At 70.6% G+C, this 16,260-nt stretch carries 13 protein-coding genes; 4 read left to right on the top strand and 9 right to left on the bottom strand.

The annotated features are described in order from the left end of the window. Positions 1–37: 37 nt before the first annotated feature. Entirely contained in the window at positions 38–955 is a 918-nt protein-coding gene (locus ABT061_RS15510) for a neutral zinc metallopeptidase (RefSeq protein ID WP_350917115.1), read from the bottom strand. A gap of 119 nt (positions 956–1,074) precedes the next feature. On the opposite strand from ABT061_RS15510, the gene dxs reads away from it, so the two are divergent. Next, entirely contained in the window at positions 1,075–2,994 is a 1,920-nt protein-coding gene (gene dxs / locus ABT061_RS15505) for a 1-deoxy-D-xylulose-5-phosphate synthase (protein ID WP_350917113.1), read from the top strand. 106 nt (positions 2,995–3,100) lie between these two features. Beyond that, positions 3,101–4,573 carry an amino acid permease gene (locus ABT061_RS15500; RefSeq protein WP_350917110.1) on the top strand — a complete coding sequence of 491 codons (1,473 nt, stop codon included), beginning with the start codon at positions 3,101–3,103 and terminating at the stop codon, positions 4,571–4,573. A 60-nt stretch (positions 4,574–4,633) separates the two neighbouring features. On the opposite strand, the gene ABT061_RS15495 is transcribed toward ABT061_RS15500, so the two are convergent. Together ABT061_RS15495 and ABT061_RS15490 are read right to left on the bottom strand one after the other, a co-directional pair. Beyond that, positions 4,634–6,706, bottom strand: a complete 2,073-nt coding sequence (locus ABT061_RS15495) for a 3-hydroxyacyl-CoA dehydrogenase NAD-binding domain-containing protein (RefSeq protein ID WP_350917107.1) — start codon at positions 6,704–6,706, stop codon at positions 4,634–4,636. Next, positions 6,703–7,902, bottom strand: coding sequence for a thiolase family protein (locus ABT061_RS15490; RefSeq protein ID WP_350917104.1), 1,200 nt, complete (start codon positions 7,900–7,902; stop codon positions 6,703–6,705). Before ABT061_RS15490 ends, ABT061_RS15495 begins: the two co-directional genes overlap by 4 nt. Before the next feature lie 189 nt (positions 7,903–8,091). On the opposite strand from ABT061_RS15490, the gene ABT061_RS15485 reads away from it, so the two are divergent. Next, complete coding sequence (locus tag ABT061_RS15485; RefSeq protein WP_350917101.1) at positions 8,092–9,084, top strand: LacI family DNA-binding transcriptional regulator; 993 nt, start codon at positions 8,092–8,094, stop codon at positions 9,082–9,084. A 113-nt stretch (positions 9,085–9,197) separates the two neighbouring features. Here the strand turns inward: ABT061_RS15485 and ABT061_RS15480 are convergent, their stop codons facing one another. The 4 genes from ABT061_RS15480 to ABT061_RS15465 all read right to left on the bottom strand — a co-directional run bounded on the left by ABT061_RS15480 (position 9,198) and on the right by ABT061_RS15465 (position 13,187). After that, on the bottom strand, positions 9,198–9,944 hold the full coding sequence (locus tag ABT061_RS15480) for a hypothetical protein (protein WP_350917098.1): 747 nt from the start codon (positions 9,942–9,944) through the stop codon (positions 9,198–9,200). Positions 9,945–10,069: 125 nt separating this feature from the next. Beyond that, complete coding sequence (locus ABT061_RS15475; RefSeq protein ID WP_350917095.1) at positions 10,070–10,918, bottom strand: sugar phosphate isomerase/epimerase family protein; 849 nt, start codon at positions 10,916–10,918, stop codon at positions 10,070–10,072. Beyond that, positions 10,915–12,045, bottom strand: coding sequence for a dihydrodipicolinate synthase family protein (locus tag ABT061_RS15470; protein WP_350917092.1), 1,131 nt, complete (start codon positions 12,043–12,045; stop codon positions 10,915–10,917). Before ABT061_RS15470 ends, ABT061_RS15475 begins: the two co-directional genes overlap by 4 nt. Then, positions 12,045–13,187, bottom strand: a complete 1,143-nt coding sequence (locus ABT061_RS15465) for a Gfo/Idh/MocA family protein (protein WP_350917089.1) — start codon at positions 13,185–13,187, stop codon at positions 12,045–12,047. The genes ABT061_RS15470 and ABT061_RS15465 overlap by 1 nt, the downstream gene beginning before the upstream one ends. A 395-nt stretch (positions 13,188–13,582) precedes the next feature. Between ABT061_RS15465 and ABT061_RS15460 the strand changes: the two genes are divergently transcribed. Then, positions 13,583–14,215 carry an HNH endonuclease family protein gene (locus ABT061_RS15460; RefSeq protein ID WP_350917086.1) on the top strand — a complete coding sequence of 211 codons (633 nt, stop codon included), beginning with the start codon at positions 13,583–13,585 and terminating at the stop codon, positions 14,213–14,215. A 91-nt stretch (positions 14,216–14,306) separates the two neighbouring features. On the opposite strand, the gene ABT061_RS15455 is transcribed toward ABT061_RS15460, so the two are convergent. After that, positions 14,307–15,533: an HRDC domain-containing protein gene (locus tag ABT061_RS15455; protein ID WP_350917083.1), complete on the bottom strand. Its 1,227-nt coding sequence runs from the start codon at positions 15,531–15,533 to the stop codon at positions 14,307–14,309. Continuing rightward, positions 15,530–16,126, bottom strand: coding sequence for a DUF3000 domain-containing protein (locus ABT061_RS15450; protein ID WP_343967512.1), 597 nt, complete (start codon positions 16,124–16,126; stop codon positions 15,530–15,532). The genes ABT061_RS15455 and ABT061_RS15450 overlap by 4 nt, the downstream gene beginning before the upstream one ends. Positions 16,127–16,260 lie beyond the last annotated feature (134 nt).

Raw genomic sequence — 16,260 nt, 5'->3', positions numbered from 1 at the left:
GGGGTTTGCACCGGTTCCCTTCGGGACCGACGGGCGATCAGGCGACCCGGCCCGTGGCGGCGGACCAGGTGTTGCAGCCGGAGGGGGAGCCGGAGTCGAAGCCGCGCTCCATCCAGTAGGCCTGGCTGCGGCCCTTGCCGTGGTCGTTCTTGGGCCAGTTCTTGTGACCGTTGGCGTTGACCCAGCCGACCATCGCCTTCCACTGCGCCTGCTCGACCGGCAGGTCGTCGGCGATCTGGCGCAGGAAGACGGAGGCCAGGCAGTCGGCCTGCAGTTCGAGGCGGCGGGAGTAGGAGAGCTTGGTGGCCGCCTTCGCGTACCAGACGCTCCTGGCGTAGTAGTCCATGATGCCCGCGAGGTGCTGCACGTGGTGGGCGTACTCGTGGGCCATGAACTGGGCGTGGTTGGCCGCGTAGGGGTTCCGCAGGACCTGGCGGGTGATCCCTATGTAGATGGTCTTGTTGGTCGAGCAGTACAACCCGCCCGCGCTGCTGGGCCACCGGCCGCAGGGCGTGGTCACCTTGGAGCTGGAGAAGCGCAGCCTGGGCCTGGAGAAGGACAGGCCCGCCTTGGAGAACTGGGTCTTCCAGGAGCGGTTCAGGCACTGGGTGATCCGAGTCATGAAGGTCCGGTAGGAGGCCGCGCTCCCCGCGCGGATCGTCCCCGCCGAACATCTGGTGACCGGCATCGAGCCGGTGCGGTAGAGGCGGTTTGATGTCGCGGCGGCGCGGCCCTGCGGCGCGGCCCGCTCCTTGACGGCCGAGCCCCTTGCGGGGGCCTTGCCGGGGGCCGGGGTGGAGGTAAGGGCGGGGGAGGGAACGGGCGCAGGGGTGACCGCCGGAAGGATCGCCGGGGTGATGTAGGGGACGGCGATGACGACTCCCGTGGCCACCGCCGCGAATACCAGGAAGGCCACGATCAGTGACAGTTGTCGCCTGGAGGGGAGGGGGTTCATGTTGAGGGAAAGGTTAGGGCAACTGTATATAAACCGTGCAGTTTTTTCACCCGGGAGGGCAGCGCCTGCCATCCGAACTAGACTCGTCGTGACGGTCACTGGACAGAGGGGATGATTCCGTGAGCGAGCGGACCGGGCGGCCTGGAAGTCTTCTGGAGTCGGTCAAGGGGCCAGGGGACCTCAAGCTGCTGGCGGTGGACGAGTTGCCACTGCTCGCCACCGAGATCAGGGACCTTCTGATCGCCTCCACGGCCCGCAGCGGCGGCCACCTCGGCCCCAACCTGGGTGTCGTCGAGCTGACGATCGCGATGCACCGGGTCTTCGACTCGCCGCGTGACCGGATCCTGTGGGACACCGGTCACCAGGCCTATGTCCACAAGATGCTCACCGGCAGGGCCGGGCAGTTCGACACGCTCCGCCAGGAGGGCGGCCTGTCGGGCTACCCCAGCCAGGCCGAGTCCGAGCACGACATCATCGAGAACTCGCACGCCTCGACCGCGCTGTCGTACGCCGACGGCCTGGCCAAGGCGTACCGGCTGCGGGGCGAGGCGGAGCGCACGGTCGTCGCGGTGATCGGAGACGGGGCGCTCACCGGCGGCATGGCCTGGGAGGCGCTCAACAACATCGCGGCGCGCAAGGACCTGCCGTTGATCATCGTGGTCAACGACAACGGCCGCTCCTACTCACCGACCATCGGCGGGCTCGCCTCCCACCTGGCCTCGCTGCGCACCACCCAGCGCTACGAGGACATGCTCGACTTCGTCAAGGGCAGCCTGAACAGGGTCCCGGTGGTCGGCGCTCCCGTCTACGACGCCCTGCACGGCGTCAAGAAGGGCATCAAGGACGTCCTGGCCCCGCAGGTCATGTTCGAGGACCTCGGCCTGAAGTACATCGGGCTGGTCGACGGCCACGACGAGCAGGCGGTGGAGTCCGCGCTGCGCAGGGCCAGGGACTTCCGCCGCCCGGTCATCGTGCACGTGCTCACCAAGAAGGGCTTCGGCTACTCCCCGGCGGAGAACCACGACGAGGACTGTTTCCACTCGCCGGGCGTCTTCGACCCGCTGACCGGCGAGGAGAAGCCGAAACCGCACGGCTGGACCAACGTCTTCGGCCAGGAGATGGTGCGCCTGGGCGCCGAGCGTCAGGACATCGTGGCGATCACCGCCGCGATGCTCGGCCCGACCGGCCTGATCCCGTTCTCCGAGGCCTATCCCGACCGCCTCTACGACGTCGGCATCGCCGAGCAGCACGCCCTGACCAGCGCCGCGGGCCTGGCGCTCGGCGGTCTGCACCCGGTGGTGGCCGTCTATGCCACCTTCCTGAACCGGGCCTTCGACCAGCTCCTGATGGACGTCGCCCTGCACCGCCTCCCCGTCACGGTCGTGCTCGACCGGGCGGGCGTCACCGGCGACGACGGCGCCAGCCACAACGGCATGTGGGACCTGTCGATCCTGCAGGTCGTCCCCGGCCTGTCGATCGCGGTTCCCCGCGACGAGCCCCGGCTGCGCGAGCTGCTGGCCGAGGCCGTGAAGGTCGACGACGGCCCGACGGTGCTGCGCTACCCCAAGGGCCCGGTGGCCGTCGAGATCGAGGCGGTCGGCCGCCTCGGCGAGATGGACGTGCTGCGCGGGGGCGACGCCGACGTGCTGTTCGTCTCCGTGGGGCCGATGGCCGAGCTGTGCCTGGAGGCCGCCGACCTGCTCGACGCCCAGGGGATCTCCGCCACGGTGGTCGACCCGCGCTGGGTCAATCCGCTGGACGAGGCCCTGGTGGCGGCCGCCCGCGACCACAAGCTGGTCGTGGTCGTCGAGGACAGCGGCAGGGTGGGCGGTGTGGGTGACGCGGTCGCCCGCCTGCTGCGCGACGCCGACGTCGACGTCCCGGTCCGCACCTACGGCATCCCGCGGCGCTTTCTCGACCACGCCAAGCGTGCGAAGATCCTCAGCGAGATCGGCCTGACCTCGCAGGACATCGCCCGGCAGGTCACCGAGGCGATCGCGAAGCGCTCTCCGGCCCTGGAGAACGAGCCGGCCGGCTGACCACACCTCCCCGCCAAACATCCTCGGCTCCGCCGTTCAGGCGGTGATCCGCTGGGCATGACCTGATGCGTCGGCAAGGTTGACCGCCGGCGCGTCAGGAGGGATCGTGGGTGTTCTTCGCGTCAAGTCGGTGGAGCAGTCGATCTCGGACACCGAGGCACCGGAACACCGGTTGCGCAAGGATCTCACCGCGCTGGACCTCACGGTCTTCGGTATCGGCGTCATCGTGGGCACCGGCATCTTCGTGCTGACCGGCCGGGTCGCCAAGGAGACGGCGGGGCCCGCGGTGGCGCTGTCCTTCGTGGCCGCCGGGATCGTCTGCGCGCTGGCGGCGCTCTGCTACGCCGAGTTCGCCTCCACCGTCCCGGTGGCCGGGTCCGCCTACACCTTCGCCTTCGCCACCCTGGGCGAGCTGCCCGCCTGGATCATCGGCTGGGACCTGACGCTGGAGATGATGCTCGGCGCCGCGGTCGTCGCGGTCGGCTGGTCGGGGTACCTGACCTCGCTGCTGGCGTCCCTGGGGGCCCCGCTGCCCGGCGTGATCGCGGGGGAGGGGGCGGTGTTCAACCTGCCCGCCGCGCTGGTCGTGCTGCTGCTCACCGGGGTCCTGGTCCTCGGGATCAAACTGTCCTCCCGGTTCAACCTGATCATCGTCACGATCAAGCTCGCGGTGATCCTGCTGGTCGTGGTGGCGGGGCTGTTCTTCGTCAGGGGCGCCAACTACTCGCCGTTCATCCCGCCGTCCAAGGCGACCCCCGCGGTGCAGGGACTGGCCGCGCCGCTGATCCAGGTACTGTTCGGCATCACCCCGGTCGCGTACGGGGTGCTGGGCATCTTCAGCGCCGCGGCGGTCGTGTTCTTCGCCTACATCGGCTTCGACGTGGTCGCCACCGCCGCCGAGGAGACCCGCAACCCGCAGCGGGACCTGCCCATCGGCATCCTGTCCTCACTCGGTGTCTGCACCGTGCTCTACGTCGCGGTCTCGCTGGTCGTGGTCGGCATGCAGCCCTACCGTCAACTCAGTGAGGCGGCGCCACTGGCCGACGCGTTCAAGGCCGTCGGCCAGACCTGGGCCGCGTCGCTGATCAGCGTCGGCGCGCTGGTCGGCCTGACGGCCGTCGTGATGATCCTCATGCTGGGCATGTCACGGGTGATGTTCGCCATGTGCCGCGACGAACTGCTGCCAAGCGGGCTGGCCAAGGTCCATCCGAAGTACCGCACGCCGTACGTCATCACCATCGTCATGGGTGTCGTCGTCGCGGCCCTGGCCGGGCTGGTGCCGCTGTCCACGATCGCCGAACTGGTCAACATCGGCACGCTCTTCGCGTTCGCGGTGGTCTCGATCGCGGTGGTCATCCTCCGCCGCACCCGTCCCGACCTGCCCCGCTCCTTCCGCACCCCGCTGGTGCCGCTGGTGCCCGTCCTGTCGGTGCTCGCCTGCCTCTACCTGATGCTCAACCTGCCGGTGGAGACCTGGATCAGGTTCGGGGCGTGGATGCTCCTCGGATTCCTGATCTACACCGGCTACGGCTACCGGCACAGCAGGCTGTCGGAGCAGCGACGGGCAGACACGCGGTGACGCGCTCCCCCGTCCCGCGACGGCCGCGAGGCAGGGGAGTCACACCGGGAAAGGGGTGCGTCAGGCGGGCACCGAGGCCACGCCAGGCGGCAGGAAGCGTACCTCGGAGATCCCCTCGCGGTCGAGGTAGGGGGTGATGCCGCCCAGGTGGAACGGCCACCCCGCGCCGAGGACCATGCACAGGTCGATGTCCTGGGGAGCGGAGACCACACCCTCGTCGAGCATGAGACGGATCTCCTCGGCCAGGGCCCGCAGCGCCCGCAGCCGGACCTGTTCGGCCGTGGACGGTGAGGTGCCCCCGGCGAAGAGGGCCACCGCCTCGGGGTCCAGGGAGAAGTCCGGCGCGTAGACACCCGGCTTACCCGCCGCGACCAGCCGGGCGAGGTTCTCCGACACCCCGTAGCGGGACGGGAACGCCTCATGCATCGTCTCGGCGACGTGCAGTGCCACGGCCGGGCCGACGAGCTGCAGCAGCGCGAACGGGGTCATCGGCAGGCCGAGCCCGTCCAGCGCGTGGTCGGCGAGCTCCAGCGGGGTGCCCTCGTCGACGGCACCGATGACCTCGCCCATGAAGCGGGTCAGCAGGCGGTTGACCACGAACGCGGGCGCGTCCTTGACCAGCACCGACGACTTCTTCAGCGACCGGCCGACGGCGAAGGCCGTGGCGAGCGTCGCATCGTCCGTCCGCTCCCCTCGGACGATCTCCAGCAGCGGCATCACCGCGACCGGGTTGAAGAAGTGGAAGCCCACGACGCGCTCGGGGTGCCGGAGCCCCGAGGCCATCTCGGTCAGCGAGAGCGAGGAGGTGTTCGTGGCCAGCACGCACTCGGCGGAGACGACCGCCTCCACCTCGGCGAACACCTTCTGCTTGACCTTCATGTCCTCGAACACGGCCTCGATGACGAAGTCGGCGTCGGCGAACGCGTCCTTGGTCAGCGAGCCGGTCACCAGGGCCTTGAGCCGGTTGGCCTGGTCGCCGGAGACGCGGCCCTTGGCGAGCAGCTTGTCGATCTCGGTGTGCACGTAGCCCACGCCCTTGTCCAGCCGGGCCTGGTCCAGGTCGGTCAGCACGACCGGGACCTCCAGGCGGCGGGCGAACAGCAGTGCCATCTGCGAGGCCATCAGGCCCGCGCCGACGACGCCGACCTTGGTGACCTTGCGGGCCAGGGCCGCCTCCGGGGCTCCGGCGGGCTTCTTGGCCCGGCGCTGCACCAGGTCGAAGGCGTACAGGCCGGCGCGGAGCTCGTCGCCCATCAGGAGGTCGGCCAGCGCCCGGTCCTCGGCGGCGAAGCCCTCGTCGCGGGTGGCGGTGCGGGCCAGCTCGAGGAGCTCCAGCGCCCGGTACGGGGCGGGGGAGGCGCCGTGCAGCTTCATGTCGAGCAGGAAGCGGGTGTCGGAGACGGTCTTGGACCAGTCCTCGGCGGTGTGGTCGGTGCGGGAGACGGTGACGTCGCCGCGCAGCACCGCCGAGGCCCAGCGCAGCGACTCCTCAAGGAAGTCGGCGGGCTCGAACATCGCGTCGGCGACACCCAGCCCGAACGCCTCCCTGCCCTTGATCATGCGGTTCTGCGAGAGCGGGTTCTCGATGATGAGCTTGACGGCCGCGGCCGGCCCGATCAGGCGGGGCAGCAACTGGGTGCCGCCCCAGCCGGGGACCAGGCCGAGGAAGCACTCCGGCAGTGCCACGGCGGGCACACCGGAGGAGATGGTCCGGTACGTGCAGTGCAGCGCGATCTCCAGACCGCCGCCCATGGCCGCGCCGTTGACGAACGCGAACGACGGCACGTCCAGCTCGCCGAGGCGGCGGAACACCTCGTGGCCCAGCCGGCCGATCTGTAGCGCCTGGTCCCGTTCCGAGACCAGCGCGGCGCCCTTGAGGTCGGCGCCGACGGCGAAGACGAACGGCTTGCCGACGACGCCCACGGCCGCCAGGTCGCCCCGCCCGGCGATCGCGTCGAGGGCCTCGCCCAGCGAGGTCAGCCCCCCGGGGCCGAACGTCGACGGCTTGGTGTGGTCGAAGCCGTTGTCCAGCGTGATCAGGGCCATGGTGCCCGCGCCCTGGGGCAGCTCCACGTCGTGGACCGTCGCCCGGGTGACGATCTCGTCGGCGAAGAGTTCCTTGATGTCCGTCACTTGTTACCTTCCCAGCTGAGGTTCTCCCAGATGACCGTTCCACCCATGCCCAGGCCGACGCACATCGTGGTCATGCCGTAGCGGACGTCGGGGCGCTCACCGAACTCGCGGGCGAGCTGCGTCATCAGGCGCACCCCGGAGGAGGCCAGCGGGTGGCCGAAGGCGATGGCGCCGCCGTAGGGGTTCACCCGGGCGTCGTCGTCGGCGATGCCGAAGTGCTCGAGGAACGCCAGCACCTGTACGGCGAAGGCCTCGTTGATCTCGAACAGTCCCATGTCGGAGATGGAGAGCCCGGCCAGGCGCAGCGCCTTTTCCGTGGACGGGATCGGCCCGACCCCCATGACCTCGGGGTCCACGCCGGCGAAGGCGTAGGAGACCAGGCGCATCTTCGGGGCGAGGCCGAGCTCCTCGGCGACGTCGGCGGCGGCCACGACGCAGCCGGTGGCACCGTCGTTGATACCGGAGGCGTTGCCCGCGGTGACCCGGCCGTGCGGGCGGAACGGGGTCTTCAGCGCGGCCAGACCCTCCAGCGTGGTGCCGGGGCGGGGGGCCTCGTCGGCGGTGGCCAGCCCCCAGCCCTTCTCGACGGACCTGGTCGCCATCGGGACCAGGTCAGGCTGGATCCGGCCGTCGGCGTAGGCCTTGGCGACCTTCTCCTGGGAGGCGAGGGCGAAGGCGTCCGCGCGCTCCTTGGTGATGGAGGGGTAGCGGTCGTGCAGGTTCTCGGCGGTCATGCCCATGACGAGGGCGGAACCGTCCACGAGTTGCTCGGCCAGGAAGCGGGGGTTGGGATCGACGCCCTCGCCCATGGGGTGGCGGCCCATGTGCTCGACGCCGCCGGCGATGGCGACGTCGTAGGCGCCGAAGGCGATGCCTCCGGCGACCGAGGTCACCGCGGTCATCGCGCCGGCGCACATGCGGTCGATCGAGTAGCCGGGCACGCTCTTGGGCAGCCCGGCCAGTATCGCGGCGGAGCGGCCGAGGGTCAGGCCCTGGTCGCCGATCTGCGTGGTGGCCGCGATGGCCACCTCGTCGACGCGCTCGGGAGGCAGATTCGGGTTACGCCGGATCAGCTCGCGGATGACGCGGATCACCAGGTCGTCGGCGCGTGTCTCGGCGTACAGGCCCTTGGGGCCCGACCTGCCGAAGGGTGTGCGCACACCGTCGACGAATACGACGTCACGAGACGAAGGCACGGGGTTCGCTCCTCGTTGCTGGATGGCTTCCCCCCTATGCTACTCGCGGGTAACAACGTTTGGCGCGGCCGGTCCCGCGCGAGGTGGGTAAGTTGTTCCCCAAGGTGCGCGGTCCGGTGCGGCATGTCCCGGATGCGGGACGGCGACAACTCTGACAGACTTTGGAAAACGCTTTCCGGGAGGTTGTCGGTGGTCACGCTTGAGGATGTCGCCCGGCACGCGGGCGTCTCGCTCGCCACGGCGTCACGGGTGCTCAACGGCAGCACCAGACAGGTGGGCGCGTCCCTGCGGGCCAAGGTGGAGCTGGCCGCCGCCCAGCTGGGATACCGCACCAACGTGGCCGCGCAGACCCTCGCCAGGGGGGCCAGCAACGTGATCGGCCTGGTCGTTCACGATCTCACCGACCCCTACTTCGCCGCGATCGCCGACGGGGCCATGCGGGTCGCGGAGAGCCAGGGGCTGATGGTCATGATCGGCACCACGCACCGCGATCCCCAGCGGGAGATCGCCTATGTCTCGACACTGAACGCGCAGCGGGTCCGCGCCGTGCTGCTGGTCGGCTCCCGGGTCGCCGACGAGCAGCTGACCCGGCAGCTCCGCGAGGAGCTCGACCGCTACCGGGAGACCGGTGGCCGGGTGGCCTGCGTGGGCCAGGACCTGCTCGGGGTCGACGCGGTGGTGCCGGACAACCGCCTGGGCGCCGCCGCGCTGGCCCGTGTCCTCGCCGGGCTGGGGCACCGGAGCTTCGCCGTCCTCGCCGGGCCCGAGCGGCTGATCGCGTCCATGGACAGGGTGGCCGGGTTCGCCGCCGCGCTCGAAGAGCTCGGTCTGCCCGCGCCGCGTGTCCTGCACGGCTCCTTCGACAGGGAGGGCGGCTACTCGGCGGCCACCCAGGTGTCCGGGGTCACGTGTGTCTTCGCCGTCACCGACGTGATGGCGGTGGGTGCCCTGGCCGCCTTCAGGGACCGGGGCATCCGCGTCCCCGAGGACGTCTCGGTGGCGGGCTTCGACGACATCTCCACGCTGCGCGACCTGGTTCCCTCGCTGTCCACGGTGCGGCTGCCGCTCGCGGAGATGGGTGCCCGCGCGCTGGAGATGGCCCTCGCCCCGGACGAGGGGGCCAGGGCCCAGGTCGTGACCGGCGAGGTGATCCTCCGCGAGAGCACCCGCGCTCTGGGGTGAGGTCGCCTCGGTCGGCTCACCTCTGCCGCGATGTCACGACGGCGGGCCCGGCCCCCGCGGGGGCCGGGCCCGCCGTGTCGTAGGGGAGCAGGAAGGAGGATCGGGACAGGCGGTCAGCGGGCGCCGGAGATCGGTTTTCCCTGCTCGTTGACCGGCGGGACGATGAGCTGACCGCGCAGCCAGCGGATCGTCCGGATGACTCCGTCTCCGTAGCCGGGGGAGTGCTGACGGCCCCGGCCGAGCTGTCGCGACACGTCCTCGGCGGCGCTCTCCTCCATGCCGAGGTTGAGTCCGGTCGGTCCGTGGATGGGGCGCGGTGTGTTACGGACCGGGGACTTCCTGCGGGTGCCGAGCACCCACTCACACACGGCGATGGTCCCGGAGCACCATTCCCGCTCCCACTCGCCCGCCGCGTTCGGCCGGCCCGCGTGGGCCAGTTCGGCGATCCGGCCGATCTCGGCCTCGGTGCGCAGGATCACGCCGCGTCCGCCGACCAGGTGTCCCCAGCCTTCCGAGGATCGGCGGCCGGGGATCGGCAGCCCGTCCTTGGCGCCGATCAGCCAGCTCAGGGTGCTGATGACCCCGTCGGCGGGGACGACCCGGCCCTCGCGCGGAACCCGCTCGGCGGCGTCGATCTCCGCGCGGGCCTCGGCGAGGGTGGGCGGGGATCCCGACGCCGGACGGCCGCTGATCGGCGCCTGCTCACGCTTGCCCAGGGCCCAGAGGATCGCCTCTCCCTGGCCCGAAGGGGCCGAGTCGGGGTTGGCGGCCTCCCACTCCCTGATCGCTTCCAGTACGGCAAGGACATGTTCCGGCGGCCGCTGTATGGCGGGGCTGGCTTCGCTCTCTGCGGTCGTCATACCCCTACCGTACGAGCAGCTGCCATGTCACTTCACCATGAAGCGGTAATCCGGGCCCGGCGAACGCGGTTTCCCCTGACTGGAACGCTCCTGTCGCCTCGGAGTCCGTTCCGCGGGCCCGCGCGTCATTCTCCGATGAGCTCGGCGAACGAGGACCGCACCCTGGCCAGGATCTCGTCGGGGTCGGCGGCCCACACGTCGGCGTTGAAGATCTCCACCTCGATGTCCCCGGTGTAGCCCGCCGCGGCCACCGCCTCGGTCAGCGGTGCGAAGTCGATCACGCCTTCGCCCATCACTCCCCGGCCGAGCAGCACGTCGGCGGGGAGCGGAGACAGGAAGTCGCACACCTGGTAGCTCGCGATCCGCCCCGAGGCCCTGGCGATCTGCTCCAGGACGTTCGGGTCCCACCACACGTGGAAGGTGTCGACGACGACGCCCACCTGCTCGGGAGGGTGCGGCTCGGCCAGATCGAGGGCCTGGCCCAGCGTGGACAGCACGGCCCGGTCGGCGCAGTACATCGGGTGCAGCGGTTCGAGGGCCAGCCTCACCCCGCGCTCGCCCGCGTACGGGGCCAGTACGGCCAGTGCCTCGGCGACCCGCTCCCGCGCGGCGGGCAGGTCGCGGGAGATCGCGCCCAGCGGCCGGCCGGGCACCACGCCCGGCAGGCCGCCGACCACCATGACCAGGCAGGCGGCGTCCAGCGTGGCGGCCTCGTCGATCGCCCTGCGGTTGTCGTCCAGGGCCTGCGGATCGCCGGAGGTGAGGAAGCCGCCGCGGCAGAGCGACGAGACCCGCAGTCCGGCGTCCGCGACGAGTTCGACGGTCTCCTTCAGGCCCTGCGCGGCGACGTCCTGCCGCCACAGGCCGATGGCCTCGACACCGTGCCGCACGCACCCGTCGACGGCCTCGGCCACCGACCATCGCTTCGTGGTCCACTGGTTCAGCGAGAGACGGCTCTTCGCCCGCGCCCTCACAGGCCGTTCACCGCCAGCAGGGAGCGCATCCGGAAGACCGCCAGCTCGGGGTCGGCCAGCAGCCCGGCCCTGTCGGCCAGGCGGAACACCTCGGCCAGGTGGGGCAGGGAACGGGCCGCCTGGGCGCCGTTGACCATGCTGAAGGCGTCCTGGTGGCCGTTGAGCCAGGCCAGGAAGACGATGCCCGTCTTGTAGTTGTACGTGGGGGCCTCGAAGATCTTCCGTGAGAGCGGGACCGTGGGGTCCATGATCTCGTCGTACCGTCCGAGGTCGCCCGCGTCGAGCGCCTGCAGGGCCGAGGCGGCGGCGGGGGCGATCGCGTCGAAGATGCCCAGCAGCGCGTGACTGCCCGACCTGATCAGCGAAGGGTAGTTGAAGTCGTCGCCGGTGTAGAGCCTGACGCCTTCGGGCAGCGCCTCGCGCAGCCCGATCTCGTGCTCGGCGTCCAGCAGTGAGACCTTGACCCCGTCCACCCTCGCCGCGTGGTCGTGGATCAGCGACAGGAACGACGCGGTGGCCTCGGCCACGTCCCGCGAGCCCCAGTAGCCCGCCAGCAGCGGGTCGAACATCTCGCCCAGCCAGTGCAGGATCACCGGGCGATCGGTCTGGGAGAGCAGCTCGCCGTAGACCCGGTGGTAGTCCTCCGGGCCCCGCGCGATCGCGGCCAGTTGCCGGCTCGCCATCACGATGACCCCGGCGCCCGCGTCCCGCACGGTCTCGATCTGCTCGCCGTAGGCCGCCACGACCTCCCGCAGGGTCCGGGCGTCCGGCGCCTGGTCGGTGCCCGCGCCACAGGCCACCAGCGTCGCCGGGTCGCCGAAGGCCTTCGCCTCGGTGGCGCTGCGCCGGATCAGCTCGCGGGTGGCCGCCCAGTCGAGGCCCATGTTGCGCTGCGCGGTGTCCATGGCGTCGGCGACCCGCAGCCCGTGGGACCACAGGTGGTGGCGGAAGCGCAGGGTGGCCTCCCAGTCGACGGCGGCCCGGGAGCCCGGGGTGTTGTCGCCGAGCGGGTCGGCGACCACGTGGGCGGCGGCGTAGACGGTGCGGCTCCGGGCGGGCCCCTGGGGCCTGGCCCAGGTGACCGGCTCGCGCAGGACGTGCTCCCCGCCCGGGAGCGCGATCCTCATCACGGCTCCACCGGCAGGCGGCGGCCCTCTGCGGAGGAGCGCAGGCCCAGCTCGGCGATGCGGACACCACGCGCGCCGGAGGCGAAGTCGTAGGGGAACGGCGCGTCCTCGACCACGTGGCGGACGAACCGTTCCCACTGGACCTTGAACCCGTTGTCGAACTCCTCGTTGTTGGGTACCTCCTGCCAGCCGTCCCTGAAACGGGCGCCCGCGGGCAGGTCGGGGTTCCAGACCGGCTTGGGAGTGGCGGCACGGTGCTGGACGCGGCAGTCGCGCAGGCCCGCGACGGCACTGCCGTGCGTGCCGTCCACCTGGAACTCCACCAGCTCGTCGCGGTTCACCCTGACGCTCCAGGAGGAGTTGATCTGCGCGATGACCCCGCCCTCCAGTTCGAACACCCCGTAGGCGGCGTCGTCGGCGGTGGCCCGGTAGGTCTCGCCCCGCTCGTCCACCCGCTCGGGGATGTGGGTGACGGCCTGGGCGTAGACCGAGGTGATCCGGCCGAACAGGTTCTCCAGCACGTACGCCCAGTGCGGGAACATGTCGAGGACGATGCCGCCGCCGTCCTCGGCGCGGTAGTTCCACGACGGGCGCTGGGCGGCCTGCCAGTCGCCCTCGAACACCCAGTAGCCGAACTCGCCGCGGACCGAGAGGACGCGGCCGAAGAAGCCGCCGTCGATCAGGCGCCTGAGCTTGAGCAGGCCCGGCAGGAAGAGCTTGTCCTGCACGACGCCGTTCTTCACGCCTCTGGCGGTCGCGGCCTCGGCCAGTGCCAGCGCGTCCTGGGACGTCTCGGCCGTCGGTTTCTCCGCGTAGACGTGCTTGCCCGCCTCGATCGCCTTGAACACGGACTTCACCCGGGCCTGGGTGACCTGGGAGTCGAAGTAGATCAGATTGTCGTCATCGGCGAGGGCGGTGTCGAGGTCCGTGGTCCAGCCGGCGATGCCGTGCTCCGCCGAGAGTCTCTGGAGCTTCTCGGCGGACCGGCCGACCAGGACCGGCCTGAGCAGGACCTGGCCGCCGTCCGACAGTGTCACACCGCCCTGCTCGTTGATCGCCAGGACCGATCGGACCAGGTGCTGGCGGTAGCCCATGCGACCGGTGACACCGTTCATCACGACGCCGATGCTTTGCGGGGACATCTTCTCCGACCTCCTATGGAAAGCGCTTTCCACTCCACGGTACGACAGTCGCCGTACCTGCTGCAAGCGCCTGCCAGGGGAGGAGGGGGGGCGATGTGCGCGTCCGGGGGAGCCGGTGACCCGGGGGCCGTCCCGGAAGGAAATTCGCCGGTTACCGGAATTTCACCGCGTGTTCGCGCGGTAAGGCGGGGTGCTCGAATCACCGTAATTCACATTATCGCAGATCAAGCGTATCTGACCATGGATTGATGCAGTATCCGACCAAGTGCATCCTGACTCGTCGTCAAACCATGACATTTGCGTATTTGTCATGACTTGAGACGTTCCGTCTGTCCTCCTCTCGCGGTGCCCAGACCCCCCGACTGGCCGAGGTGGAGCGACAGAAGGGGCCACTCGTGAAACGAGTCGTCACCGCGGCTTCCGCTGCCCTCACGGCAATTCTCGTCACCTTTTCCCTGACAACCGGAACGGCTTCGGCGACCCCGCCGAACATCCCTTCGGCGGCCACCGCCGCCAGCAGGCTCGCGACGCTCACCGTCGCCGCGGAAACCAATCAGTCCTCCTATGACCGGTCGTTGTTCAACCACTGGATAACGATCAGCGGCACCTGCAACACCCGGGAGACGGTGCTCAAGAGGGACGGCGTCGGAGTGGTCGTCAACTCCAGCTGTGCGGCCACCTCCGGCAGCTGGTACTCCCCGTTCGACGGCGCGACCTGGACCGCCGCCAGTGACGTCGACATCGACCACATGGTGCCGCTCGCCGAGGCCTGGCGCTCCGGCGCCTACGCCTGGACCAGCGCGCAGCGGCAGTCCTACGCCAACGACCTCGGCGGGCCCGAGCTGTGGGCGGTGACCGACAACGTCAACCAGGCCAAGGGCGACCAGGACCCCTCGACGTGGCAGCCGCCGCTGAGCTCGTTCAGGTGCACCTACGCCAGGGCGTGGATCCAGGTGAAGTACTACTGGAAGCTGACGCTGCAGAGCTCGGAGAAGAGCGCCCTGCAGAGCATGCTCGCGACCTGCTGAGCGCTCGGTCATCCCCTGTGCGGGGACGGGCTCCGCACAGGGGATGACGTCGTTCCAGTGATCTACTTTGTAAAGGGCGTCGGCCGGTTCATCAGGCCTGGCCCTTGAGCTCCAGGCGGATCAGGGCCTTGGCGATCGGATGGGCGGTCAGCCCGATCTGCCACTCACGGGCGCCCAGCTCGCGCAGCCGGGCGGTGACGGTCTCGTCGTCGACGACGGCCGGTGGTTCCCAGGTCAGGCGGCGCACGGCGTCGGGCTGGATCAGGTTCTCCGCGGGCATGTGGTGCTCGTCGGCGAGCGCGGCGACCACGGTCCTGGCCGCGGCCAGCCGCCGGGCGGCCACCGGATCGCGGTCCATCCATCGGTTGGCCGGTGGGGGCCCGTCGCCGGGGGTGCTGGGCTGCGGCAACTCCGAGTCGGGCAGCGAGCGGGCGGTGCCGATCGCGGCCAGCCAGTCGCGCAGGTGCCGCCGGGCACTGCGGCCGGTGAAGGGCGGGATCTCGGTGAGCGCCTTGGTGGTGCGGGGCAGTTCCAGGGCGGCGGTGACGATCGCCGAGTCGGGCAGGACACGGCCGGGGGCGACGTCGGACTCGCGGGCGAGCCCGTCGCGGAGCGTCCACAGCTCCCGTACCACCGCCAGCCCGCGCAGCGAGCGGACCTTGTGGATTCCGGAGGTGCGCCGCCACGGGTCGGAGCGCGGGGTGGGCGCCTTGTGCGCGAGCACGGAGGCGAACTCCTCCTGCGCCCACGCCAGCTTGCCGCTGGACTTCAGCTCCTCGTGCAGGACGTCGCGGAGCTCGATCAGGACCTCGACGTCGAGCGCGGCGTAGCGCAGCCAGTCCTCGGGGAGCGGGCGGGTCGACCAGTCGGCGGCCGAGTGCCCCTTCTCCAGCCTGAAACCGAGGACGTTCTCCACCATCAGCCCAAGACCGACCCGCTCGTAGCCGAGCAGCCGGCCGGCCAGCTCGGTGTCGAACAGTTCTCGCGGGTGGAAGCCCACCTCCGCGAGGCACGGCAGGTCCTGGGAGGCGGCGTGGAGCACCACCTCCGTGTCGGCCAGCGCCGCGTCGAGCTCGGACAGGTCGGGGCAGCGGATGGGATCGATCAGGGCGCTGCCCGCGCCGGCGCGGCGCAGCTGTACCAGGTAGGCGCGGCCGCTGTAGCGGTAGCCGGAGGCGCGTTCGGCGTCGACGGCGACAGGGCCGGTGCCCTCGGCGAAGGCGCGCACCACGCGCGCGAGGGAGGCGGAGTCCTCGATGACGGGTGGGATTCCCTCACGAGGCTCCAGCAGTGGAATTACGGTCGTCTCATCGGTCACGTTCTGAAGGGCTCCGGATCCTCGCGACGGCGCGGCGGCAGCGCCGCCACGTCGGGTGGCAGGGGTGGTATGCCCGCGGCAAGGCACATCAGATCGCACCAGGCGGCGACATGGCCGGAGAGGTCTTCCTGCAGCGGTGACCAGGACGCACGCAGTTCCAGCTCGGTGGTCACCGGGTCTTCGGCCTTGTTGCCGAAGCCCTCGGAGACCGCTCTGGTGACGGTGCCTCCGGCGGCGGCGTAGCCGGCGCCGTGCGCGTCGAGTGACTCGGTGAGCCAGCTCCACGCGACGGGGCCGAGCAGCGGGTCTTCGGTGATCTCCGGCTCCATGTCGGCCCGCACGTAGGCGACGAGCCGGAACTGGCCGTCCCAGCCGCGCTGGCCGTCCGGGTCGAAGAGCACGATGAGGCGGCCGATCGCGAGCTCGTCGTCGTCGCGGTACACCGACGCGCCGATCGCGGCCGAGTAGGGGGCCAGGCGCTGTGGCGCCGGAATGTCCTCCAGCTCGATCTCGGGTCTGACCTCCGCGGGGCGCATGCTCGCCACCGCGCGCCTGAAGGCGGCGGGAGCGGGCGGCGCGTCACCGACGGTCATATCGGAAGCGTAGGTCGAAACTGATCGCATGGGGACCACTGGGATATGTGTAGGAGCCATTGGAACCGATCAAGACGCTGCCGACGGCCTGTGGAGGGCGGGGGTGACCTCGCCGTGGGAGACTTCGGGGAGGA

Source organism: Streptosporangium sp. NPDC002544 (assembly GCF_040295965.1).
Lineage (GTDB): Bacteria > Actinomycetota > Actinomycetes > Streptosporangiales > Streptosporangiaceae > Streptosporangium.
Note: the sequence above shows the minus strand (reverse complement) of the source record. Positions and strands in the feature narration are given on the sequence as shown.